The sequence below is a fragment of the Nocardia blacklockiae genome (assembly GCF_015477355.1).
In the GTDB taxonomy this organism is placed as follows: Bacteria; Actinomycetota; Actinomycetes; order Mycobacteriales; family Mycobacteriaceae; genus Nocardia; species Nocardia blacklockiae.
Window position 1 is genome coordinate 258,690 of record NZ_JADLRJ010000006.1, and the last position, 22,135, is coordinate 280,824.

21 protein-coding genes are annotated in these 22,135 nt (G+C 71.7%); 13 read left to right on the forward strand and 8 right to left on the reverse strand.

What is annotated here, in order from left to right:
- The first annotated feature begins 32 nt into the window (after positions 1-32).
- Both IU476_RS20615 and IU476_RS20620 read left to right on the forward strand, forming a co-directional pair.
- On the forward strand, positions 33-1,571 hold the full coding sequence (locus IU476_RS20615) for a cobyric acid synthase (protein WP_195102427.1): 1,539 nt from the start codon (positions 33-35) through the stop codon (positions 1,569-1,571).
- An 88-nt stretch (positions 1,572-1,659) separates the two neighbouring features.
- The gene (locus IU476_RS20620; RefSeq protein WP_195102428.1) at positions 1,660-2,223 is read left to right on the forward strand and encodes an alpha/beta hydrolase; all 564 of its coding nucleotides are present in this window, start codon (positions 1,660-1,662) and stop codon (positions 2,221-2,223) included.
- A gap of 3 nt (positions 2,224-2,226) precedes the next feature.
- On the opposite strand, the gene IU476_RS20625 is transcribed toward IU476_RS20620, so the two are convergent.
- Positions 2,227-3,255 carry an alpha/beta hydrolase gene (locus IU476_RS20625; protein ID WP_195102429.1) on the reverse strand — a complete coding sequence of 343 codons (1,029 nt, stop codon included), beginning with the start codon at positions 3,253-3,255 and terminating at the stop codon, positions 2,227-2,229.
- A 192-nt stretch (positions 3,256-3,447) separates the two neighbouring features.
- Here IU476_RS20625 and mqo point away from each other — a divergent pair, with 192 nt between their 5' ends.
- Together mqo and IU476_RS20635 are read left to right on the forward strand one after the other, a co-directional pair.
- Positions 3,448-4,962 (forward strand): malate dehydrogenase (quinone), encoded by a 1,515-nt coding sequence (gene mqo, locus IU476_RS20630; protein WP_195102430.1) that lies wholly within the window; start codon positions 3,448-3,450, stop codon positions 4,960-4,962.
- A gap of 21 nt (positions 4,963-4,983) precedes the next feature.
- Positions 4,984-5,433, forward strand: a complete 450-nt coding sequence (locus IU476_RS20635; RefSeq protein WP_195102431.1) for a GNAT family N-acetyltransferase — start codon at positions 4,984-4,986, stop codon at positions 5,431-5,433.
- Between the two features lie 81 nt (positions 5,434-5,514).
- Here the strand turns inward: IU476_RS20635 and IU476_RS20640 are convergent, their stop codons facing one another.
- Positions 5,515-6,135, reverse strand: coding sequence for an NAD(P)-dependent oxidoreductase (locus IU476_RS20640; RefSeq protein WP_195102432.1), 621 nt, complete (start codon positions 6,133-6,135; stop codon positions 5,515-5,517).
- A gap of 65 nt (positions 6,136-6,200) precedes the next feature.
- Here IU476_RS20640 and IU476_RS20645 point away from each other — a divergent pair, with 65 nt between their 5' ends.
- Positions 6,201-6,569: a winged helix-turn-helix transcriptional regulator gene (locus IU476_RS20645; RefSeq protein WP_195102434.1), complete on the forward strand. Its 369-nt coding sequence runs from the start codon at positions 6,201-6,203 to the stop codon at positions 6,567-6,569.
- A gap of 32 nt (positions 6,570-6,601) precedes the next feature.
- Here IU476_RS20645 and IU476_RS20650 read toward each other — a convergent pair whose 3' ends face one another.
- Positions 6,602-7,408, reverse strand: coding sequence for an EI24 domain-containing protein (locus tag IU476_RS20650; protein ID WP_228823975.1), 807 nt, complete (start codon positions 7,406-7,408; stop codon positions 6,602-6,604).
- Positions 7,409-7,562: 154 nt separating this feature from the next.
- On the opposite strand from IU476_RS20650, the gene IU476_RS20655 reads away from it, so the two are divergent.
- Positions 7,563-9,770, forward strand: coding sequence for a VWA domain-containing protein (locus IU476_RS20655; RefSeq protein WP_195102703.1), 2,208 nt, complete (start codon positions 7,563-7,565; stop codon positions 9,768-9,770).
- Between the two features lie 53 nt (positions 9,771-9,823).
- Positions 9,824-10,255: a GlcG/HbpS family heme-binding protein gene (locus IU476_RS20660; protein WP_195102436.1), complete on the forward strand. Its 432-nt coding sequence runs from the start codon at positions 9,824-9,826 to the stop codon at positions 10,253-10,255.
- A 16-nt stretch (positions 10,256-10,271) separates the two neighbouring features.
- Here the strand turns inward: IU476_RS20660 and IU476_RS20665 are convergent, their stop codons facing one another.
- Entirely contained in the window at positions 10,272-11,093 is an 822-nt protein-coding gene (locus IU476_RS20665) for an NAD-dependent protein deacetylase (RefSeq protein WP_195102705.1), read from the reverse strand.
- Positions 11,094-11,400: 307 nt separating this feature from the next.
- Here IU476_RS20665 and cobO point away from each other — a divergent pair, with 307 nt between their 5' ends.
- The 3 genes from cobO to IU476_RS20680 are packed head-to-tail and all read left to right on the forward strand — an operon-like array spanning position 11,401 to position 13,901.
- Positions 11,401-12,015, forward strand: a complete 615-nt coding sequence (gene cobO / locus IU476_RS20670; RefSeq protein WP_195102438.1) for a cob(I)yrinic acid a,c-diamide adenosyltransferase — start codon at positions 11,401-11,403, stop codon at positions 12,013-12,015.
- Positions 12,016-12,052: 37 nt separating this feature from the next.
- A complete protein-coding gene (locus IU476_RS20675; protein ID WP_324194162.1) occupies positions 12,053-13,543 on the forward strand; it encodes a cobyrinic acid a,c-diamide synthase CobB in 1,491 nt (496 codons plus the stop codon).
- Positions 13,533-13,901, forward strand: coding sequence for a cobalamin biosynthesis protein (locus IU476_RS20680; RefSeq protein WP_324194163.1), 369 nt, complete (start codon positions 13,533-13,535; stop codon positions 13,899-13,901). Before IU476_RS20675 ends, IU476_RS20680 begins: the two co-directional genes overlap by 11 nt.
- A gap of 19 nt (positions 13,902-13,920) precedes the next feature.
- Here the strand turns inward: IU476_RS20680 and IU476_RS20685 are convergent, their stop codons facing one another.
- From IU476_RS20685 to IU476_RS20695, 3 genes are all read right to left on the reverse strand, one after another.
- Complete coding sequence (locus IU476_RS20685) at positions 13,921-14,964, reverse strand: DUF2293 domain-containing protein (protein WP_324194164.1); 1,044 nt, start codon at positions 14,962-14,964, stop codon at positions 13,921-13,923.
- A 230-nt stretch (positions 14,965-15,194) separates the two neighbouring features.
- Complete coding sequence (locus IU476_RS20690; RefSeq protein WP_195102443.1) at positions 15,195-16,298, reverse strand: Rv3169 family protein; 1,104 nt, start codon at positions 16,296-16,298, stop codon at positions 15,195-15,197.
- A 22-nt stretch (positions 16,299-16,320) separates the two neighbouring features.
- Positions 16,321-17,457: a phosphotransferase family protein gene (locus IU476_RS20695; protein ID WP_195102444.1), complete on the reverse strand. Its 1,137-nt coding sequence runs from the start codon at positions 17,455-17,457 to the stop codon at positions 16,321-16,323.
- A gap of 436 nt (positions 17,458-17,893) precedes the next feature.
- Between IU476_RS20695 and IU476_RS20700 the strand changes: the two genes are divergently transcribed.
- The gene (locus IU476_RS20700) at positions 17,894-19,198 is read left to right on the forward strand and encodes a DoxX family protein (protein WP_195102445.1); all 1,305 of its coding nucleotides are present in this window, start codon (positions 17,894-17,896) and stop codon (positions 19,196-19,198) included.
- 118 nt (positions 19,199-19,316) lie between these two features.
- Here the strand turns inward: IU476_RS20700 and IU476_RS20705 are convergent, their stop codons facing one another.
- On the reverse strand, positions 19,317-20,282 hold the full coding sequence (locus IU476_RS20705) for a poly(ethylene terephthalate) hydrolase family protein (RefSeq protein ID WP_195102446.1): 966 nt from the start codon (positions 20,280-20,282) through the stop codon (positions 19,317-19,319).
- Between the two features lie 82 nt (positions 20,283-20,364).
- Between IU476_RS20705 and IU476_RS20710 the strand changes: the two genes are divergently transcribed.
- Positions 20,365-20,772, forward strand: a complete 408-nt coding sequence (locus IU476_RS20710; protein ID WP_195102447.1) for a PPOX class F420-dependent oxidoreductase — start codon at positions 20,365-20,367, stop codon at positions 20,770-20,772.
- Between the two features lie 64 nt (positions 20,773-20,836).
- Complete coding sequence (cobA, locus tag IU476_RS20715) at positions 20,837-22,111, forward strand: uroporphyrinogen-III C-methyltransferase (RefSeq protein WP_195102448.1); 1,275 nt, start codon at positions 20,837-20,839, stop codon at positions 22,109-22,111.
- Positions 22,112-22,135 lie beyond the last annotated feature (24 nt).

Below are 22,135 nucleotides of genomic sequence, written 5' to 3' on the forward strand. Positions count from 1 at the left end.
CGCGGGTCCGGCGTTCCGGCGCGGGCGCCGCGGTGAAGGGCGCGCTGCTCGTCGCCGGGACGACCTCGGACGCGGGGAAAAGTGTTGTGGTGGCGGGGATCTGCCGGATGCTGGCGCGGCGGGGCGTGCGGGTGGCGCCGTTCAAGGCGCAGAACATGTCCAACAACTCGGTGGTGACCCTCGACGGCGGGGAGATCGGCCGGGCGCAGGCGCTGCAGGCGCGGGCCTGCGGGCTGGAGCCGAGCGTGCGGTTCAACCCGGTGCTGCTCAAGCCCGGCAGCGACCGGCGATCCCAGTTGGTCGTGCGGGGCAAGGCGGTCGACACCGTGGGCGCCGCCGACTATTTCCGGCACCGGCAGCGGCTGAGTGGGGTCGTGGCCGACGAATTGGCCGCGCTGCGAGCGGAATTCGACGTGGTGATCTGTGAGGGGGCCGGTTCGCCCGCCGAGATCAACCTGCGCGCCACCGATCTGGCCAACATGGGGCTGGCGCGTGCCGCGCGGCTGCCGGTCCTGCTGGTCGGCGACATCGACCGCGGCGGGGTGCTGGCCCACCTGTTCGGCACCGTCGCGATCCTGGAACCCGAAGACCAGCAACTGATCTCGGGATTCGTGGTGAACAAGTTCCGCGGCGACGTCGATCTGCTGCGGCCGGGACTGGATCGGCTGGCCGCGCTCACCGGCCGCCCGACCCTGGGCGTGCTGCCCTTCGCCGAGGATCTCTGGATCGACGCCGAGGACTCGCTCGGCACCGTCGCCGACGCCCCGGTCGGCCGCCCGCGGCCGCCGGTGGGCGCCGACTGGCTCACCGTGGCCGCCGTCCGGCTGCCCCGCATCTCCAACTCCACCGATGTCGAGGCCCTGGCGTGCGAGCCGGGCGTCGCGGTGCGCTGGGCGAGTGACCCGTCCCGCCTGGCCGACGCCGACCTGGTGGTGCTGCCCGGCAGCAAGTCCACCGTGAGCGACCTGGAATGGTTGCGCCGCACCGGAATCGCCGACGCGCTGGTGGCTCGCGCCCGAGCGGGCCGCCCGATCCTCGGCATCTGCGGCGGCTACCAGATGCTGGGCCGCCGCATCCTCGACGACGTGGAGTCCGCGGCGGGCGAGGTCCCCGGCCTCGGCCTGCTGGACCTGGAGATCGAGTTCGCGTCCCCGAAAGTCCTGTGCCGCACCACCGCCCACGCGCCTGCCGATACCGCGCCGGAGGGGCGGATTGCGGTGCGGGGCTATGAGATTCACCACGGTCGCGTGCGGCGCAACGGTGACGCCGCGTGGCTGGAGCTTACCGACGGGCGCGGCGAGGGGAGTGTGCGCGGGGCGGTGTGGGGCACGCATCTGCACGGGCTGCTCGAGTCCGACGAGTTCCGCCGGGCCTGGCTGCGTACGGTCGCGCGCCACGCGGGCCGGACAGGTTTCGTTGTGGCGCAGGACGTCTCGGTGGCGGAGGTGCGGGCCGAGCAGCTCGATCTGCTGGCCGACCTGATCGAGAAGCACCTCGATCTCGACCACCTCGAACGCCTGCTCGCCTCGGGCGCGCCACCGGGTCTGCCGACCCTCACCGTCGGACACTGAACCCGCGCGGGCAACCTCGTTCCGAACGCAAGCGGGGTGGCCAGCAACACGCGGTCGGGAGCCGCGACGACGTGTAGCGTGAGTCGGCATGGAAACTCGGCGGATCGCGGTCGAGAACCGCGCGTGGACCGTGCGAGTCGATGGACCGCAATCACGGCACACCGTACTGCTGCTGCCCGACGCGGGTGACCCGATCGACGTGTACGACCGGGTGTGCGCCCGCCTGCACACCTCCGACCTGCGCACCATCGCGGTCGAATCACTCGACGACCTGGACCGGACCGGCGTCTACGCCATCCTCGACGACCTGGGTGTGCCGTGGGCCAACCTGGTCGGCGTCGGTGCGGGCGCCGCGCTGGCCTGGCAGCTCTCGGCCCGCGGCTTCGGTCGTTTCATCGGCCTCGTCGCCGCCGGGCGGGCGCATCCGGCCGTGGCCGGCGCGGACGGCAAACCCGCCGACCCCGCCTGCCCGGCCGTCGAGCTACCGACCACCGTGATCGCCACCAAAGACCTGCCGCGCTCGGCGGCCGACGCCAGCGGGCGGCACGTGTTCGGCGAGTTCCGGGTCACGCAGGTCGACGTCGCGCACGTCGCCACCGAGGCCGACCAGGAACTGGCGACCGAGATCGTGCTGCGCAGCGGCCTTTGGTGAGGTTCAGTCGCGCTTCGCGGTGAACTCGGCCAGCCACCCCAGCCACGCGTCCAGCTCCTCGAACGCGACCGCCCGCACCGGCGCCGACGACAGGAACACGTCGTGGCGGGCGCCCTCGATCGGCACCACGTTGGTGCGGTCGCCCAGGCAGCCCGACCACCGCTGGATCTGGCGCACGTCGAGCACGGTGTCGGCGACGTCGGCCGCCGGCCCGTACTTGCGCATGAACTTGGTCACCTTGGACCGCAGGATCAGCGCCGGCACCCCGATGTCGAGACCGCGCTGCAGCCGGGCGTGCCCCTGCCGGATGGCGCGCAGCCAGCCCAGGTGCACGGGGAAACCGGTCAGCGGCTTCCAGTCCAGGTCGTAGTCCCATTCGCCGGACACGCTGTGGTGCAGGCTGTCGCCGTAGGTGCTCAGCTCGGCGCCGGGCAGCTTGGTCATGGCACGCAGCCGGCCGATCCCGTTGATCACCGCCGTGCCGACCGTGCGGTAGTACGCCGGGCCCTGCAGATCGAACCACGGGCTGTTCAGCACCAGGCCGGTAATGCCCTGTGCCGCAACACCTCCGGACTTCTCCAGCCGATCCAGCCACAGCGGCAGCACCAGCCCGCCGGTGGAGTGCGCCATCAGCAGCGCCGGCAGCCCGGTCTCCGCCCGGACGATGCGCAGCGCCTCGTTCAGCTCCGCGTCGTAGAGCGACAGGTCGCTGACGTAGTGCGCGGTCTGCCCCGGCCGCCGGGACCGGCCGCACTTGCGCAGATCCAGCGCGTAGAAGCGGTAACCCTGGGCGGCCATGTGCTCGGCCAGGTGCTTCTGGAAGAAGTAGTCGGTGAAGCCGTGCACGTAGAGCACGGTGCCGGTGGCGGTCTCGCGGTCACCGGCGGTGTAGCGAACCAGGGTGGCCTCGACGGTTCCCTCGCCGTCCGGGTCGGGGCCCAGCGGGAGGGTCAGCTGCTCGTAATCCTCGCCCAGCACATCGGCCTGCCAGGCGGCGGCGCGCGTGGCCGCGACGGGGGTTTCGTTCGTCACAGCTCCACGATATTCGACCCGCTCATCGATGTCGGCGCGAGGGAAGTCGGTCACACCTCGGGTTGAGGTTTACGGAAACGGGCATGGTGAGGGGCAGAATCAGGTTGAAGTGAACGGCGGGTAACCTTCCCGCTGAAGTTGCTGACCCGCTCGCAGGACAAGGAAGTCGATCTACCCGTGCCGAACGCTGCGATGACTGAAAAGACCGATGTAGTCCTCATCGGTGCCGGCATCATGAGTGCCACCCTCGGGGCCCTGCTACGTCAGTTGCAGCCCGACTGGTCGATCACCATGTTCGAGCGGACCGACGCCGCCGCTCCGGAGAGCAGTGACCCGTGGAACAACGCGGGCACCGGTCATTCGGCGCTGTGCGAGCTGAACTACAGCCCGCAACTGGCCGACGGTTCGGTCGACGTGTCCAAGGCCGTGGACATCAACGAGCGGTTCCAGGTGTCGCGGCAGTTCTGGGCGCACGCGGTGGAGACCGGGGTGCTGGGCGACCCGTCGGAGTTCATCAACCCGATCCCGCACGTCAGCTTCGTGCACGGCGCCGACAACGTCGACTACCTGCGCAAGCGGTACGAGGCGCTGGCGCGGCACCCGCTGTTCGAGGGCATGGAGTACATCGACGCGCCCGACGAGTTCGCGCGCCGGCTGCCGCTGATGGCCAAGGGCCGCGACTACTCCGACCCGATCGCCCTGAACTGGAGTGACCGCGGCACCGACATCGACTTCGGCTCGCTGACCAAGCAGCTGCTGGCCTATCTCGGCGGGAGCGGCGTCGAGATCGCCTTCGGCAGCCAGGTCAAGAACCTGGACAAGCAGTCCGACGGCAGCTGGAACGTGCGGATCCGCAACGTCCGCACCGGCGGAAACCGTACGGTGAACGCCAAATTCGTCTTCGTCGGCGCGGGCGGGTACGCGCTGCCGCTGCTGCAGAAGTCGGGCATCTCGGAGATCAAGGGCTTCGCCGGGTTCCCCGTCAGCGGCCAGTTCCTGCGGTGCACCAACCCCGCGCTGATCGACCAGCACCACGCCAAGGTGTACGGCAAGGCCGCGGTGGGCGCGCCGCCGATGTCGGTGCCGCACTTGGACACTCGCGTGATCCGCGGCAACGCCGGGCTGCTGTTCGGCCCCTACGCGGGCTGGACGCCGAAGTTTCTCAAGGACGGCAAGCTCACCGACCTGTTCAAGTCGGTGCGCGCGGGCAACGTCACCCCGATGCTCGGCGTCGGCGTCACCGAGCTGGGTCTGGTCAAGTACCTGGTCAGCGAGCTGCTGAAGTCACCGGCGGGCAAGGTGAACACGATGGAGGAGTTCATCCCGCGCGCCGACGGCCACGACTGGGAGCTGATCACCGCCGGCCAGCGCGTACAGATCATCCGCCGCAAGGGGATCGGCGGCGTGCTCGAGCTGGGCACCGCGGTGATCGCGGCCGCCGACGGTTCGGTCGCCGGTCTGCTCGGGGCCTCGCCGGGCGCCTCCACCTGCGTCAGCGCCATGCTGGACGTGCTGCAGCGATGCTTCCCCACCGAGTACGCCGAGTGGACGCCGAAGCTGAAGGAGATGGTGCCCTCGCTGGGCGTCAAGCTGTCGGAGAACCAGGGGCTGTATCACGAGGTGTGGGACTGGTCGACCAAGGTGCTGCGGCTGGAACGGCCCGAGGCCGGCAACACGCCGGTACCGGCCGGGGTCGCGCAGAACTGATCCATGTGATAGCAAGACGCGATGATGTCAACGGTTGCTCTCAAACGGTCGTGGGCCGCGGATCTCGACACCGCGACCCTGTACAAGCTGTTGCAGCTTCGCGTCGCGGTGTTCGTCGTCGAGCAGAAGTGCGCCTACCCGGAACTGGACGGCCTCGACCTGCTGCCCGAGACACGGCACCTCTGGCTCGACGACGAGGGTGAGATCATCAGCACCCTGCGGCTGCTGGAGGAGCACGCGGACGGCGTGAAGTCGTTCCGCATCGGGCGGCTGTGCACCACGCCGTCGGCCCGCGGGCACGGCTACACCACCCGCCTGCTGCAGGCCGCGCTCGCCGAAACCGGTTCGGCCACAGTGCGTCTGAACGCGCAGACCTATCTGGTCGACATGTACACCAAGCACGGGTTCAAGCCCGACGGCGCGGAGTACATCGAGGACGGCATCCCGCACGTGCCGATGCGCCGGGGTTGAGACACCGAAGTCCCGCAGCCGAGAAGGGCTGCGGGACTTCTTTTTTCGGGGCTGCCCAGTCGTCGGGACGGGGCGCGGTGGTCAGGCTGCGGTGACGGCGAAGAAGGCGCGGGTGTGCGCCGGCCGCTCGATCTCGTCGACCACGGCGCGGGCGAAGTCCGGGTAGGTGATGCGCTGGTCGAAGTCGGCCGGTGCGACCCGGTAGCGGCCCACGGGGTCGCCGGTGTGGTCGAAGTCGCCGGACGGGGCCACGACGGTCCAGTCGATCGCGGTGTCGGCCGAGCGCAGCGCGTCGGTTCCGGCGCCGTGCCCGAGCAGGAAGTCGCGGTGCTCGGCGGGGAGTTCGACGGCGTCGCGCAGCAGGACGCCGGTTGCGGTCGGCAGGCTGGTGGCGAGGCCGATCGCGACCAGGCGGGGGACGCCCGCGGTCGCGAGGCCGGTGAGCAGGGCGCGGACGGCCGCGGGGAAGAACTCGGCGGCCGGGGTGTCCAGGGTGGCGGCGGCGTGCACGGCGACGTCGTGCCCCGCGGCGAGTTCGGCGATGCGGGCGGCGTCGGTGACGTCGCCGGTCGCCGCGTCGAGGTCGGGGTGCTTGGCGGCGTCGCGCACCACCAGGGTGACGGCGTGGCCGCGGGACCGTGCCTCCGCCGCGATGGTCCGGCCCGCGCGACCGCCTGCTCCGAAAACGATGATCTTTGCCATGGCGGCGACGGTAGCGGGGACCATGGTTACCACCGGGATACCTCGCGGCTCGCTAGGCTGGGGCGATGCGACCGCTCCCTCCGCAGATGTTCGACGAACTGTGCCCGTCGGTCCTGTCGCCCGTGCGCATCGGCGACAAGTGGGGCGCGCTGATCGTGGCGTGTCTCGCCGACGGTCCGCGCCGCTACTCCGAGTTGCGAATTCCGTTGGCGCGCATCACACCCAAGGTCATGACGCAGTCCTTGCGGACCTTGGAACGGCTCGGCCTGGTGGTGCGGACCGTCGCTGGGCGGCAGGTCACCTACGAGCTGACCGCGCTCGGATACAGCATTCTGGAACCGCTGAAGGCCATCTGCGCGTGGACTTCCGAGCACTGGGACGAGCTGGTCGACGCCGTCGATCCGGACGAGGAGTCCGCGGCGCTGGGGGCGTGACGGTAGCTTACGCTGAGGACAGCTTCGGGCTTTCAGAGTCCTTGTGGCGCTTGACGATCGAGGGCATTCTCCGCGTCTTCCCGGCGCAGGTCCCGGACGAGCAGGGTGGCGCCCGCGACCGCGCCCGGCATGAGGAACACCGCGACGAAGGGAATCAGGAACACCGCCGCGAGCGGAATCCCGAAGCCCCACACCAGCGTCCGGCGGGTGCGCAGCAGGATCAGTTGCTCCCGCAGCGCGACGCCGCGGCGGGCCAGCGCCACCGAGGTGAGTTCCTGGGCGAGGAACCAGCCCGTGACGCACACACCCAGCACGGGGATCACCGTCTGACCCACCACCGGCAGGAAACCGGCGGCGAACAGCAGCGCACCCCAGCACGCGGCGCGCACCACGATCCGGATGCCGTCGCGGACCGAGATCCACAGTTCGCGCGGGAACGACAGACCGGACTCCGGCGCGGTGCCGTCCGGCGACAGCGACCGGTCCACCTGCTCGGACAGCGCCTCGTAGAACGGCTGCCCGAGCACCAGCGTCACCGCGGTGAAGGTGACCACCGACAGCAACAGCCCCAGCGCCACCAGCAGCACCGCCAGGAATCCGCGCAGCAGTCCCGGCCACGGCGACGACCAGCCGTCGGCGAACGGCGTGGCCCACGCGACGAGGTCACCGGCGAAGATCACCAGCGCCACCAGGGCCGCCAGATACAACACCATCGAGATCAGCCCCGGCACCAGCCCCAGCCCCAGCGCCCGCCGATGCGCCGCCACCCACCGCTGCCCGCGCAGCAGATACCCGAATCCGTTCGCCAGATCTCGCACCGGCACAGCGTAATCGGCCATCGCCACCCTGCTCCGCGATGTGGTCCGGTACCTCGGTGCCGGGGCGGAGTGGGTTGCGAAGAGTTGTGTGGGTGCGGTTGTTCACAGGAGGGTGGCGCGGGGAGAGCGGGGTGGCGCGCCTAGAGTTGGGGCCGTGTCCGAATCCCGAACCAGCGTGGTCCCGCATTCCGAGGGCGCGGCGGCGCGCGACGGCGACGCCGGGTTTCCGTTCTCGGCCGTGGTGGGTCAGGAACGGTTGCAGCTGGCGCTGATCCTGTGCGCGGTGCATCCGGGGATCGGCGGCGTGCTGGTGCGCGGAGAGAAGGGGACGGCGAAGTCGACCGTGGTGCGGGCGCTCGCACACCTGCTGCCGCCGGTGGTCGACGAGCGCGGGGAGCGGCCCGCGCGACTGGTGGAACTGCCGGTCGGGGCGACCGAGGACCGGGTGGTCGGCTCGCTGGATCTGCAACGCGTGCTGCGCGACGGCGAGCAGGCGTTCCGGCCCGGACTGCTGGCCGCCGCCCACGACGGGGTGCTGTACGTCGACGAGGTGAACCTGCTGCACGACCATCTGGTAGACGTGCTGCTCGACGCCGCGGCCATGGGCCGGGTACACATCGAGCGCGACGGGGTCTCGCATTCGCATCCGGCGCGGTTCGTACTCGTCGGCACCATGAACCCGGAGGAGGGCGAGCTGCGTCCGCAGCTGCTGGACCGCTTCGGGCTGACCGTCGACGTGGCCGCCTCCCGGGATGTCGACGTGCGGATGGCCGTGGTGCGCCGCCGCCTGGACTTCGAGGCCGACCCGGTGGCCTTCGCGACCCGCTACGCGGACGCCGATCGCGCGGTGGCCGACCGCATCCGGGCCGCCCGCGGCCGGCTCCGCGACGTGGCCCTGGACAATGTGGAACTGCGCCGGATCGCCGCGCTGTGCGCGTCCTTCGACGTCGACGGCATGCGCGCGGACCTGGTGGTGGCCCGCACCGCGACCGCTCACGCCGCCTGGCGCGGCGGCGATCGCGTCACGGCCGAGGATGTGCGCGTCGCGGCGGAACTCGCTCTGCCACACCGCCGTCGGCGCGACCCGTTCGACGAGCCGGGCATCAGCGAGGAGCAGCTCGACGAGGCCATGCGGCAGGCCGAGGCGGAGGCCGCGCACGCAGAGGACGAAAACGCCAGCGGCGCAGAAGATCCGGACGGTAGTGCGGATTCGTCGGATGACGCGAGCGAGCGCTCCGACGGATCACCCGATCCGGACGGTGACCCGAATGGTCGCTCCGGCAAGGGTTTCGGCGGTCCGGACGATAACTCCGCCGGTCCGGAGGGCGGTTCCGGCGGTCCGGACGACAGCATCGGTGGCCCGGCCGATGGTCCTGATGGCCGCGACGACGGTTCCGGCGGTTCGGACGACGGTTCCGGCGGTCCGGAAGGCCCCCGTGGTCCGGACGACGGTCCTGGCGGTCCGGACGGCCCCGGCGGTCCGGACGAGGGGCCCGACGGTCCGGACGGCCCCGATGGCCCGAACGGCGGCCCCGGTGGCGGCCGCGCCCGCGCGGGCAGTGCCGCGTCGCCGGTGAATTCCGCTGCGCGCCCGCCACGTTGGGAGATTCCCGGCATCGGCGAGGGCGCGCCCGGCCGCCGCTCGCGGGCCCGCACCCGGCACGGCCGCGTGGTGCGATCGACCGCCGACCCGTCGGCGGGCCTGCACCTGCTGGGCACGGTCTTCGCCGCCGCGCCCCACCAGAGCGCGCGTGGCCGCACCGCGGGCCCGCTGGCCCTAGAGCCCGCGGACCTGCGCGGCGCGCATCGCGAAGGGCGAGAAGGCAACCTGGTGGTGTTCGTGGTGGACGCCTCCGGCTCGATGGCGGCCCGCGACCGGCTGTCCGCGGTGACCGGCGCGGTGGTGGCGCTGCTGCGCGACGCCTACCAGCGCCGCGACAAGGTCGCCGTGATCACGGTGCGCGGCAGCGAGGCCGAACTCGTGCTCCCGCCGACCTCCTCGGTCGATATCGCCGTGCGACGCCTGTCCGGTCTCCGCACCGGCGGCAAAACCCCACTGGCACAAGGACTTCTGAAGGCCCGGGAGATCGTGCGGCGGGAACGGGTCCGTGACCCGCAGCGCCGGGCCATGCTGGTGCTGCTCACCGACGGCCGCGCCACCGGCGGCGTCGACCCTGTGCCGCGCGCCCGCGCGGCGGCCCGCCGCCTCGCCGCCGACGGCGTGGCCGCGGTGGTGGTCGACTGCGAACGCGGCATGATCCGCCTCGGCCTCGCCGCCGACCTTTCCCGCGACCTCCGCGCCACCTACCTGCGACTCTCCGAACTCACCGGCACCTCCGTAGCCGGCGCGGTCCGAGCCGCCCGTTCCCCCCACGCCGCCTGATTCCGCCTCGGCGAGCGTTGACTGCTCGGGTGGGCATGGCTACTTTCGTGATCATGTCTGGCACTCCGCGCCTTCCCGGGCTGTCGCTGTCCGAGGCGGATCTAGTGGTGCAGGTGGCGCTGGCGGTGGGCGCGGAGCGTGGGTTCCCGCCGCTCGCGGTGGCCGTGGTCGATGTCGCCGGTGAAGTGATCGTGCTGCGGCGGGCGGACGGCGGCATGCCGATGACCAGCAGGATCGCGGTGGCCAAGGCGCGCACGGCATTACATACGCTGCAACCGTCGGGTGCGCTGCCACTGCCCGGACCGATCGTCGACAGCATTCAGCATCTCTACGGCGGCGACTATGTCCCCTACGCCGGCGGTGTCCTGATCACCGACGGCGACCTCGTGCTCGGTGCCGCGGGTGCGTCCGGCGCGCATGCCGTCGAGGACGAGGAGGCCGTGCGGACGGCGGTACAGCGGTGGCAGGAGTATCGGTCGGCGTGATCCACTCGGAGCCGGGTCAGGCCGCTACGGCGGTGCAGCGGTCGGCGAGGGCGGTCAGGGCGGGGGAGCAGCCCATGTCGAGGGTGAGGGTGGCGAGGTCGTCGGCTCGGGTGCGGCCGCGGTTGACGATGAGCACGGGGCGTCCGGTCTTGGCGGCGTGCCGGGCGAAGCGCAGGCCCGACATGACGGTGAGCGACGAACCCGCGACCAGGAGGACCTCGGCCTCGTCCACGACCTCGAAGGCGGCCGCGACGCGGGCCTTGGGGACGTTCTCGCCGAAGTAGACGATGTCGGGTTTGAGCATGCCGCCGCACTCGGCGCAGTCGACCATCCGGAAAGCGGCGGTGTCGGTGACGACGGCGTCCGCGTCGGGCGCCACCTCCAGGCCGTCGGTCGCGGCGGCCTCGGCGAAGCCGGGATTGGCGGCCTCGAGCCGTTCGGCCAGCGCCATGCGGGAGATCAGGGCGTCGCAGCGCAGGCAGCGCACCCGCGCGTAGGTGCCGTGCAGGTCAAGGACGCGGCGGCTACCGGCCTTGGTGTGCAGCAGATCGACGTTCTGGGTGATCAGCCCGGTGACCACGCCCGCCCGTTCCAGGCGGGCCAGCGCGCGGTGTCCCGCATTCGGCCGGGCGGCGTCCATGCGCCGCCACCCGACATGATTGCGGGCCCAATACCGTTGCCGGAACACAGGATCGCCCACGAACTGCTGATAGGTCATCGGGGTGCGCGGCGGCGAATCGGGACCGCGATAGTCGGGGATGCCGCTGTCGGTGGAGAGACCGGCGCCGGTGAGCACGGCCGTGCGGCGCCCGGCAATCAGTTCCAGCAGGGCGTCGATGTCGGGAGCGCGGCCCGCCGGTGAGGGATGCGGCAGGGCGTCGGTGTCGGGGGCGCGGCCTGCCGATGAGAGGTGCGGCAGGGCGTCGGTGTCGGGGGCGCGGCCCGCCGGTGAGAGGTGCGGCGGGGCGTCGGTGTCGGGAGTGCTGCCTGCCGGTGAGAGGTGCGGCGGGGCGTCGGTACCGGAAGCGCTGCCCGCCGGCGAGAGATGCGGCATGCCTTCCAGCGTACGGACGGGCCGAAGGCGGCGTGCCGGTCCGGATATGGCACCGTGGAGCGGCAGCGCAGGTGTGAGAAGGAGCGGATCGATGCCCAAGGGTGTACCGGAGACGATTCCCGACGACGGGTTGACCACCCGGCAGCGGCGCAATCAGCCGGTGCTCGCGGTGCACACCGGTGCGGGCAAGGGCAAGTCGACCGCGGCGTTCGGGATGGCGCTGCGGGCCTGGAACCAGGGTTTCGACGTGGCGGTGTTCCAGTTCGTCAAGAGCGCCAAGTGGAAGGTGGGCGAGGAGGCCGCCTTCCGCACCCTCGGCCGGCTGCACGAGGAGACCGGCGCGGGCGGCGCGGTCGAGTGGCACAAGATGGGCGAGGGCTGGTCCTGGGTGCGCAAGGCCGGCACCGAGGAGGACCACGCGGCCGCCGCGCTGGCCGGGTGGCAGGAGATCGCGCGCCGTCTCGCCGCCGAACAGCACCGGTTCTACGTGCTCGACGAATTCACCTACCCGTTGAAGTGGGGCTGGGTCGATGTCGGCGAGGTGGTCGAGACGCTGCGCGCCCGGCCCGGCAACCAGCACGTCGTGATCACCGGGCGGGACGCCCCGGCGGCCCTGGTCGACGCCGCCGACCTGGTCACCGACATGAGCAAGGTCAAGCACCCGATGGACGCCGGACGCAAGGGGCAGCGGGGGATCGAGTGGTGAGTTCCGCCGCGCCGCGCCCGGGCCCGGGGGAGCCGCGGTGAGCACGCCCGCGGTGGTGATCGCGGCGCCCGCGTCGGGCAGTGGGAAGACCACGCTCGCAACGGGTTTGATCGGTGCGCTGCGGAGCGCCGGACATCGGGTGGCGCCGTTCAAGGTGGGGCCGGACTACATCGATCCCGGTTATCACGGGCTGGCCGCGGGGCGTCCGGGGCGGAACCTGGACCCGGTGCTCGTCGGCGTGGAGCGGGTGGTGCCGCTGTACGAGCACGGTGCCCGCGACTGCGACATCGCGATCGTCGAGGGCGTGATGGGCCTGTTCGACGGTCGCATCGACGAGAACCGGGCGGCGGCCGTCGCCGAGGGCTCGACCGCGCAGGTGGCGGCGCTGCTCGGCGCGCCGGTGGTGCTGGTGGTCGACGCGCGCGGGCACAGCCAGAGCCTGGCCGCGCTGCTGCACGGTTTCGCCACCTTCGACAGCGAGATCCGGCTCGGCGGCGTGATTCTCAACCGCGTGGGCAGCGAACGGCACGAGGAGGTGCTGCGCGCGGCCTGCGACCGGGTCGGGCTGCCGGTGCTGGGCGCGCTGCCCCGCATGGCCGAATTGTCGGTGCCCTCCCGGCATCTGGGCCTCATCCCCGCCGTCGAGCACGGCCCCGCGGCCCGCTCGGCGGTCGACGCGATGACCGAACTCGTTGCGGCACATGTGGATTTGGCAGCCGTGGCGCGGCTCGCCACGGTGCGTGCCTCGGCTCCGGCATGGGATCCCGCGGCCCAAGTGCGGCTGTCGGCGGATGGTACTCACGCTCTCGGCAGCGACAGTGCCGAGATCGGTGCGGCCGAAACCGTTGCGGAAGAAGCGTATTCCGGCGGACGCGTGGGCGCGCAGCAGGCTGGGCCGCCGATTGTCGCGATGGCCGGTGGGGCGGCGTTCACGTTCGGGTATGCCGAGCACCGGGAGTTGCTGCTGGCGGCTGGGGCCGAGGTCGTGGTGTTCGATCCGCTGCGGGACGAGTTGCCCAGCGGGACCGCGGGTTTGGTGTTGCCGGGTGGCTTCCCGGAGGAGCATGCCGCGGCGCTGGCCGCCAACGAACCGCTGCTGGCGGCGGTCGCCGACGAGGCGCGCCGGGGGATGCCGGTGCACGCCGAGTGCGCGGGGCTGCTGTATCTGACGCGCTCGCTGGACGGGCACCGCATGGCCGGAGTTCTCGACGCCACCGCGGAATTCGGCTCCCGCCTCACCCTCGGATACCGCGATGCGGTGGCGCTGGCCGACTCGCCCCTGTGGCCCGCGGGAAGCCGGGTACGCGGGCACGAATTCCACCGCACCCGCCTGGTGACGAACAATGCCGACACACCCGCCTGGGGTTGGCGGGCGCCGAGCGGTGAGACCGTCCGCGAGGGCAGCCTCACGAACAGTGTCCACGCCTCGTACCTGCACACCCACCCGGCCGGAAACCCTAGCGCCACAGTCCGTTTCGTCACCGCGGCGGCGAAGCACGCGGCTCGGTGGATTTCTCGTGCCGGATGACGAATTGGCTGTAGGCGTCGGCTTCCGGCCGGGCACCCCGGCCGCGGCCATCGTGTCGGCTGTGCGGGAAGTGTTCTCCGACAGTGTGATTCGGTGTCTGGCCACGGTGGACCGCCGGGCGGGGGACCCGGAACTGATCGCCGCGGCGGACGAACTCGGTGCCTCGGTGGTGTACTTCTCCGCGGAACGCCTGGCGCAGATCGAGGTGCCGAACCCGGCCGCACGCACGACGACGGCCGTCGGCACCCCGAGTGTCGCCGAGGCCGCCGCTCTCTGCGCCGCCAAGAGTACGTCTCTGGCCGTACCGAAGCGAGTTCTCCACGGCGTCACGATCGCGGCGGCACGCTACTGCTCTTGAAGCCGCGTAGCGGACGGTCCTACGTATGTGGTTCGGCCCGCCAGGAATCGAGCACCCGGTCCAGGGCGGGGCGGATGTGGGCACGGGCGTCCATGCGGGGGACGCCGTCCATCAGGAGGCGGTCGTAGTCGGTGTCGCGGTGGCGGACCGAGGCGATCACGGCCAGGGTGAGGGCCTCTGGGTCGAGGATCTTGGCGGCGGCGGTGCGGCCGACGCGGCCGCTGCCCCGCAGCGCCGCGTGCGCCGCGATCTCGTCGGCGCGGACGGCGGGGCAGCGCGGGAACAGGCGCAGGATCTCCGCCGCCATCCGCGCCTGGAACTCCACGTCCTGCGCCGCGCGCCGGACCCGGTCGCGGTCGCGCCGCCGCACCCGCAGGTCCTCGTCGGCGAGGCACTGCTCCTCCGCGCGGGCGAGCGCCGCCTCCTCGACGAGGATGCCCTGCCGTTCGAATCGCTTGCGCCGCTTGTTGAATCGGACGACGATCGCGGCCAGCGTGCTCTCCTTCTTGGCGCGCCGGCTCAGCGCCGCGTCCCCGGCCGGGAGGAATTCCAGGTGGTCCAGGTCGGCGCAGGTCAGGCAGAGCGACCCCGCGCCCGACGTGATCAGATACGGCCCGGTCTCGCCGCATTCGACGCACTCCCACGTCTCCTGCGCCTCGACCACCACCAGATCGGGCGCCTTGTTCTGGCGCTGGATCAGCTGGTCGCGGCGCGCGGGGCTCAGCTCCGGCGACAGCCAGTGCACCCGGAACGCCGCGTCGTCGCCCTCGTCGAGGAAGCGCAGCGGCTGCCGGTCGCGCCCGCCGGACAGGTACGCGGTCTCACTGGCGGTCAGCCCCTTGTCATGTGCCCATTCCCGCAACATGCCGACCGCGTCGCGCAGCCGCGCCCCGCCCACCGCGGCGGGCTGCTCCAGCGAATCCACCCGCCCCTGCCGCCAGCTGTCCACCTGACTCGCGCGCAACCACCGCACACCCACGAACACATCGATCGCGGACACGTACTTCTGCCGGGCCAACGCCGCCTCCGCGGCCTCGACCACCCGCCGCCGCAGTGTGGACACGTCGATGAACCCTAGAACATCGCCACCCGCCCTCCGTACCGGGTCCGCAAGCGCGCGCCGACCTGCGCCCGGACGAACTCGCGTGGCACACAGCGGCATGCGCGGCCTCGGTCGCTGAGCCGCGCACCGCAGGTTCTCCGCCCGCAAAGGCCCCTGCTCGCAGAGATTGCCAGGGCGATCGCCGTGCCCAGTGGGGAAACCGTGTGTCGCGGCGGTGCGGGTGGCGGTGGTCAGGGGGCCACGGCGGTCCAGTCGGGGAAGCCGGTGGGGTCGTGGCGGCCGAGGCTGGCGTGTTCGAACAGGCCCCAGCCTTCCGCGCCGTTGCAGCGGGCGCGGGCGACGTGGTCGAGGACGCCCCAGGGGATGCGGGCGGCGGTGGCGGGATCGGTGAGATCGTATGCGGTACTGGAGGACCACGCGGGTCCCTTCCACTGGCCGTGGCCCCAGTCGGGGTCGCCGCCGTAGCCGCAGCCGATGTGCAGGGCCATGAAGGTGTGCGGCGTGATCTCCACCTCGAGCGGCTTGCCGTCGGGCGCGGTCAATTCCAGCCGCGCGGCGACGGGAATCCTGGTGCCGGAACGGTAGTCGATGTGCACGCGCGGCCAGCCCAGCTGTTCGACGCGCCCGTCCGGCCAGATGCGGCTGGCGTCGTTGAGGGTGCGGTAGCCGTCGGGGTTCTCCTGCACGATCACCACGATCGCGAAATCGTCGAACCGCAGCGGCGCGTACAGCCACCAGAACCCGCCCGCCCCTTCGGCATTGGCGCGCCCGGCCGGTTCGGTCTCGCCGACCGGCCGGATGCCCCAGGACCGGTCGCGCGTCCCGGTCCACACGGCCGGATCGACGGTGACCTCCGCGCCGTCCACGCTGAGCGTGCCCGCCCACGCGCCGACCTGCGCGAACCGCGACGCATCGATGATCGGCCGGGAACCGGCGAGGATCAGGTGCGGCTGTTCCTGCACGGCGGGGAAGGCGCCCTCCCAAGTCAGGTCGAAACTCAAATCATCGTGCTCGCAGACGATCCGGATGCGCCGCAGAGGTTCCAGCACCTCCACGCGATACCCGCCGACCCGCTGTTCGAGGCCGCGCTCGGTCAGGGCGTCGGAGAACCGGACGGCGCGCTGGGTGTCGCCGCGGCGCACGGCGGCGTAGGCATCGATGACGCCGAGATTCGGGTAGACGCCCAGACCGGTGACCAGCAGGGTGCCGCCGTCGCGGTCGTGCGCGTTGAAATAGCTGCGGTCGTAGAAGTTCCGGTCGCTGCTGGCGACCCGCGCCAGCGACAGCGGCGTCTGGTGGATGGGGTATTCGTCCAGTGGTACCGGCACGGACATGCTCGCTCCTGTTCGAGGTCGGTCAATCCCAGTGGTAGGTGCCGGCGAGCAGGGCCTCCAGGCTCGGCCGGTGCATGACGTAGTCGTCGCGGTCGTCGGTGTCGGTGTCCTCGCCGAAGTGGATCATCCGGCGCTTGACCCGGGCCATCACGATCCCGTGCCGCAGCGCGGCGTAGACCAGATACCAGTCCAGATCGCGCAGCGGGTGGCCGGTGAGCTGCTCGTAGTGCGACACCACGTCGTCGCGGCGCAGATAGTCGGGCAGTCCGGGCTGGTCGAAGCGGACGGCGAGATCCTGGAAGAAGCGGTGGATGAAGACGAGCCACGCGACATCGATCTCGCGCGGCCCCAGCGCGGCCATCTCCCAGTCCAGCACCGCGGCGGGCTCGAACTCGCGGTAGATGATGTTCCCGGGCCGCGCGTCGCCCCAGCTGAGCACGTCCGGGCCGGGATCGGCGGGCCAATGCTCCTCCAGCCAGTCGAAGGACCGCTCCAGCAAGGGAATTCGGTAGCCGTCGGCCGCTAGCGCCCAGTGGTACCAGGCCCGCTGCGCGTCGACGTGCCGGCGCAGCGCCGGTCCCGGGCCGTCGAGCATCGGGAACTTCGCGGCCGGTTCCGTGATGGCGTGGATCCGGGCGATGATGTCGACGGTGTTGCGGGTCAGCCGCAGCCGCTGCTCGGGCGTGGAGTCGAACAGCCACCCGACGAACACGTACGGCGGATTGTCCTCGGGGATGCGCCCGTCCACTCGGCGCATCACGAAGAACGGCGCGCCCAGCACCGACTCGTCGGTCTCCAGCCAGCACAGCGGCGGCACCGGCACGTCGCTGTGCGCCGCGACGCCCGCCATGACCGCGTACTGGGTGGCGAGATCGTAGTTCTCGAACACGGGGAACGAGCCGTCCTCCGGAGCCATCCGCACCACATAGGACCCGGCCTCGGGCCGCCCGCCGACCTGCCACCGCGCGTCGAACAGCACCGACGAACTCGACATGCCCCCGGCTTGCGGGCGGGACGCGCCGGTGATCCGCGGCGGCTCGTCGCTGCCCAGCCGCGCGCCGAGCCAGTGGGTCAGCCGCTCGGTGAGGTCGTCCAGGTCGCGGGCGCTGGTGGTCAGCCGCCGTCGCTGGCCGGGGTCGGATTCGGGCTCGGCCGACATGTCGTGTCCTCCTGGCATGTGAAAACCACTGTGTGCCAACGGGTTCCGTGAAGCTCCCAGCGAGCGACGGCAGGCGTGGTGGATGAAATGTAACGCGTTCCAGTCGGCGTGTGTGCCGAATCCGGCCGCGAATCCGCACGGTTCCGCTCACCGGGACGGCCGATTGCCGGGCGGCGGCCCGGTACCCCGGTATGACACGCCCGCGTGCGCATCACCCGAGGGCTGGTCCGGCATGTCGATCCTGCGGGGGACGCGTGCGGCGCGACCGCGCCCGTAACCTCCGCTGTGGCGGGCGAATCGGCCGCGCGGCGTACGGGCGGGTCCGGGTGCGAATCAGGGTCCTCCCCGAGGCGTCGGGCGGGCCCGCGTCCGTACCTTCGATGGGCGAACTTCGGGAAAGGGGATGCGCGTGGGCGCAGTTGCGACGGCGGAACCGGTGACCTCGCCGAGGGCCGACGATTCGCCGCGGGACGGCTGGAGTCCGTGGACCCGGATCGCGTTCCGGTTCAGCTTCCTGTACTTCGGGCTGTTCTGCCTGATCTACCCGCAGCCGGTGTACGAGTTCGTGGGCTGGTTCGGCACCTGGCTGCCCGACGAGGCGGTGATGTGGCAGACCCGGTTGCTCGAGCCGGCGCTGTCCTGGGTGGGCCGCACGGTCTTCGGCGCGGACGTGCGCCTGCACTTCAACGGCAGCGGCGACCAGGGCATCTTCTGGGTGCTGCTGTTCTGCCTGCTGGTGGTCGCGGTGGCCGGGACACTGCTCTGGACGCTGCTGGGCCGCCGCGCGGAGTATCGGCGGCTCGCGGGCTGGTTCCTGCTGTTCCTGCGGCTGTGCGTGGCCGGGCAGATGGTGAACTACGGTCTGGCCAAGGTGATTCCGACGCAGATGCCCGCACCGGCCCTGACCACGCTGCTCGAGCCCTACGGCAACCAGCCGCCGTTCGCGGTGCTGTGGAACCAGGTCGGGGTGTCACCGGTGTACGAGATCCTGCTCGGCTCGGCGGAACTGCTGGCGGGCCTGCTGCTGTTCGTCCCGCGCACCGCGCTGCTCGGCGCGCTGCTGACGCTGGTGAGCATGGCGCAGGTGTTCCTGCTGAACATGACCTTCGGTGTGCCGGTGAAGATCCTGTCGGGGCATCTGCTGCTGATGAGCCTGGTGCTGCTGGCCCCGGAGGCGCGGCGGCTGACCGAGGCGCTGGTGCTGAACCGCGCCACGGGACCGTCCAGCGCGCCCTACCCGTTCCGGACGGCCCGCTCCCGGCGGATCGCCGCGCTGGCGCAGATCGTGCTCGGCCTGTGGGTGACGGTGTCGGTCGCGCATCTGAGCTGGGGCTTCTGGCAGGACAGCGGCCCGAACCGGCCGAAGCCGGCGCTGTACGGCATCTGGTCGGTGTCGGAGTTCACTCGCGACGGGCAGCCGGTGCCACCGCTGCTCACCGACGAGAACCGGTGGCGCACAGTCGTGGTCGACTATCCCGGGATGATCAGCTACCAGCGCATGGACGGCACCATGGTGACCGTGCCGGGAACCGTCGACGCCGCCACGCACCGTCTCGAACTCACCGGCGGCCCGCAGCAGCCCGCGTCGCTGACCTTCGAGCAGCCGGGCCCGGACAGCGTCGTGCTGACCGGCGAGCTGAGCGGGCACCCGGTGACGGTCACGCTGCGGCGGGTCGACCCCGACAGTTTCCCGTTGCGCGGCACCGGCTTCCAGTGGGTGCAGGACGCCCCCGCGGAATGAGAATCGCTACCGCATAAAATCTTTCCGATCCCGGGCCGAGAGGCCCCGACGACCCGGTCGTGCACGCACGGCGGGCCGCCCCGCCCGGCCCCCCACGCACCGGGCGGGGCGCGGCCGGTCAGCCGGCGGCGGCCCCGATCTGGTTGGCCCAGTTGGGATTCGGCTGATAGAACTCACCCGCTCCGGGCGCGAAGGCGCCGCGCGCGGGCTCCGCGCCCCACAGCTGCGCCACCAGCCAGGCCGTCGGATAGCCGAGGAAGCCGTACACGCCGGTGGTGCACGGCACCGACGCCCTCGCGCAATCCGGCTGGCCCTGCGGATCGTTGTGGTTGGCGCGGACCAGCGTGCCCCACGCCTTGGTCACCGAGGGCGGCGTGGCGTCGTAGTAGGCGCGGTTGGACTGCAATCCCGCCGGCTGCCACGGCGGCTGGTTCGACGGCGAGATCAGCGCGTCGTCGGCGCCGTTGACGAACAGCACCGAACCGGAGGCGAGCCGGCGGGTGTCGGCGCAGCGGACGGCGTCCTTGCAGAACGCCTGCGCCGGAAGTTCCAGCGGGACCGCGGTTTTCACCAGACCACCGGAGTTCGCGAGCGCGTTGAGCACCCCTGTCCCGCCCTGCGAGTGACCCATCGCGCCGACCGCGGCGGTGTTCAGCCGATCGTGGAAGACGCTGGCCGGATCGGCGGCGGCGTCGATGAGATGGCGTGCGGCGTCGACGATCTCGACGCCGGACCCGGTGTTGCGGTGCTCGGTGGCGACCACCACGAAACCCCAGGACGCCAAATGCTCCAGCAGATGGGCGTATTGGCGCGGCACGGCGTCGGTGCCGTTGGCCCACGTGACGATCGGATGCCGGACCCCGGCCGTGCCGAGGTTCGACGGGTACCACACGTCGAAGGCGGCCCCGGCGGAATCGCAGCAGCCGAAGCCGGTCTGCGCCGTCACCGGCCACGGGCCGCGCTGGGAGAACAGCGTCTCCACCGCGCCCGCCGGCCGGTACGGCGGGTCGGCGTGCGCGACCGGCGCGGCGGCCAGCACGAGCGCGGTCAGGGTCACCAGGATCCGGAAGACACCTCGTCGCATACCCGGGAGCATAGAAGCAGACCGGCCCGCCGGCGTGGGACCCGGCGGAATACCCGCGCGGCGTGCGAGGTTCGGAACGAAAGTGACAGCCGAACTCTCCGACGAACTGAAGAAGCACCTCGACAACGAGAAGGTGTTCGCGACCATGGCCACGATCGGCCGCGACGGCCAGCCGCACCTGACCGTCAACTGGATCGAGCGCGACGGCGACGAGCTGGTGTACTCCACCACCGTGTCGCGCCAGCAGTACAAGAACCTCGCCCGCGACCCGCGCATCACGGTCATGATCAATCCGCCCGAGACGCCGTACGTCTACGCCCAGATCCGCGGCACGGTCACCCTCACGCCGGATCCGGCGCGCGAACTGCCGGACCGCTTGTCGCGCAAGTACACCGGCAAGCCGTACGCCGAGTTCAATCCCGCGTCCGCGGGCGACGCGGAGCGGGTCGTCGTGCGCATCACGCCGACCAAGGTGCTCGGGCGGTTCTGAGCCTCTCGCGCGGCGGCGTGGGCGATTGCCGGACTCATCGGCGCAGGCCGTAGGCTCGATTCTTGTGCCGAACACGTCAGCCGACCCGCATGCCGGGGACCCGAACTACTTGGTCGGGCTCGATCTCGCCGGCCGCCGCGTCGTCGTGGTGGGCGGCGGGACCGTCGCCCAGCGCCGCCTCGGACTGCTGATCGCCTCGGGCGCCGACGTGCACGTGATCAGCCGTGCCGTCACCCCGGCGGTCGAGGGGATGGCGAGCGCCGGGCAGATCTCGCTCGAACTGCGCGACTACGCCGACGGCGATCTCGAGGCGGCCTGGTACGCCATCGCCTGCACCGACGAGCCGGACACCAATGCCGCGATCGTCGCCGAGGCCACCCGCCGCCGCGTCTTCTGCGTGCGCGCCGACAACGCCCGCCTGGGTACCGCCGTCACGCCGGCCACCGCCCGCTACGACGGCATGACCCTCGGGGTGCTGGCCGGTGGGCAGCATCGCCGGTCGGCGGCCGTGCGCACCGGTTTGCTCGAGGCGTTGCAGTCGGGCGTCGTGTCCGACGACTCCGCGCCGCCAGCGCCCGGCGTCGCGCTGGTCGGCGGCGGCCCCGGTGACCCGGACCTGATCACCGTGCGCGGCCGGCGGCTGCTGGCCCGGGCCGATCTGGTCGTCGCCGACCGGCTCGCGCCGCCGGAACTGCTCGCCGAACTCGGCCCGCACGTCGAGGTGGTCGACGCCGCGAAGATCCCCTACGGCCGGGCCATGGCGCAGGACGCGATCAACGCCGCGCTGATCGAAGGCGCGAAGGCCGGGAAGTTCGTGGTGCGGCTCAAGGGCGGCGACCCGTACGTGTTCGGCCGGGGTTACGAGGAACTCGAGGCCTGTGTCGACGCGGGCGTGCCGGTGACCGTGGTGCCCGGTGTCACCAGCGCGATCTCGGTGCCCGCGCTGGCCGGGATTCCGGTGACGCATCGCGGCGTCACCCACGAATTCGTGGTCGTCAGCGGGCATATCGCGCCCGACCACCCGGATTCGCTGGTCGACTGGCCCGCGCTGGCCCGGCTGCGCGGGACGCTGGTGCTGCTGATGGCCGTGGAGCGCATCGAGCAGTTCGCGGCCGCGCTGCTGGAGGGCGGGCGCCCGGCCGAAACGCCGGTGACCGTGGTGCAGGAGGGCAGCCTGCGGTCGCAGCGCGTCGTGCGCGCCGACCTCGCCACCGCCGCGGAACGCGTGCGCACGGAAGGCATTCGGCCGCCGGCGATCATCGTCATCGGACCGACCGCCGGTTTCACCGCCGGTGTGCCGGCCCCGACCGACACCGCCGACGAAGCTACTGGTCGGTAGGGGTACGCCCCGTGCGGCTCGGAC

Bases quoted from the DNA above. Each gene is read 5' to 3' on its own strand.
- mqo (WP_195102430.1), top strand. From the start codon at position 3,448: ATGACTGAAAAGACCGATGTAGTCCTCATCGGTGCCGGCATCATGAGT.
- IU476_RS20635 (WP_195102431.1), top strand. From the start codon at position 4,984: ATGATGTCAACGGTTGCTCTCAAACGGTCGTGGGCCGCGGATCTCGAC.
- IU476_RS20705 (WP_195102446.1), bottom strand. From the start codon at position 20,282: ATGCGACGAGGTGTCTTCCGGATCCTGGTGACCCTGACCGCGCTCGTG.
- IU476_RS20695 (WP_195102444.1), bottom strand. From the start codon at position 17,457: ATGTCGGCCGAGCCCGAATCCGACCCCGGCCAGCGACGGCGGCTGACC.
- IU476_RS20650 (WP_228823975.1), bottom strand. From the start codon at position 7,408: ATGGCCGATTACGCTGTGCCGGTGCGAGATCTGGCGAACGGATTCGGG.
- IU476_RS20660 (WP_195102436.1), top strand. From the start codon at position 9,824: ATGTCTGGCACTCCGCGCCTTCCCGGGCTGTCGCTGTCCGAGGCGGAT.
- IU476_RS20620 (WP_195102428.1), top strand. From the start codon at position 1,660: ATGGAAACTCGGCGGATCGCGGTCGAGAACCGCGCGTGGACCGTGCGA.
- IU476_RS20645 (WP_195102434.1), top strand. From the start codon at position 6,201: ATGCGACCGCTCCCTCCGCAGATGTTCGACGAACTGTGCCCGTCGGTC.
- cobO (WP_195102438.1), top strand. From the start codon at position 11,401: ATGCCCAAGGGTGTACCGGAGACGATTCCCGACGACGGGTTGACCACC.
- IU476_RS20640 (WP_195102432.1), bottom strand. From the start codon at position 6,135: ATGGCAAAGATCATCGTTTTCGGAGCAGGCGGTCGCGCGGGCCGGACC.
- IU476_RS20690 (WP_195102443.1), bottom strand. From the start codon at position 16,298: ATGTCCGTGCCGGTACCACTGGACGAATACCCCATCCACCAGACGCCG.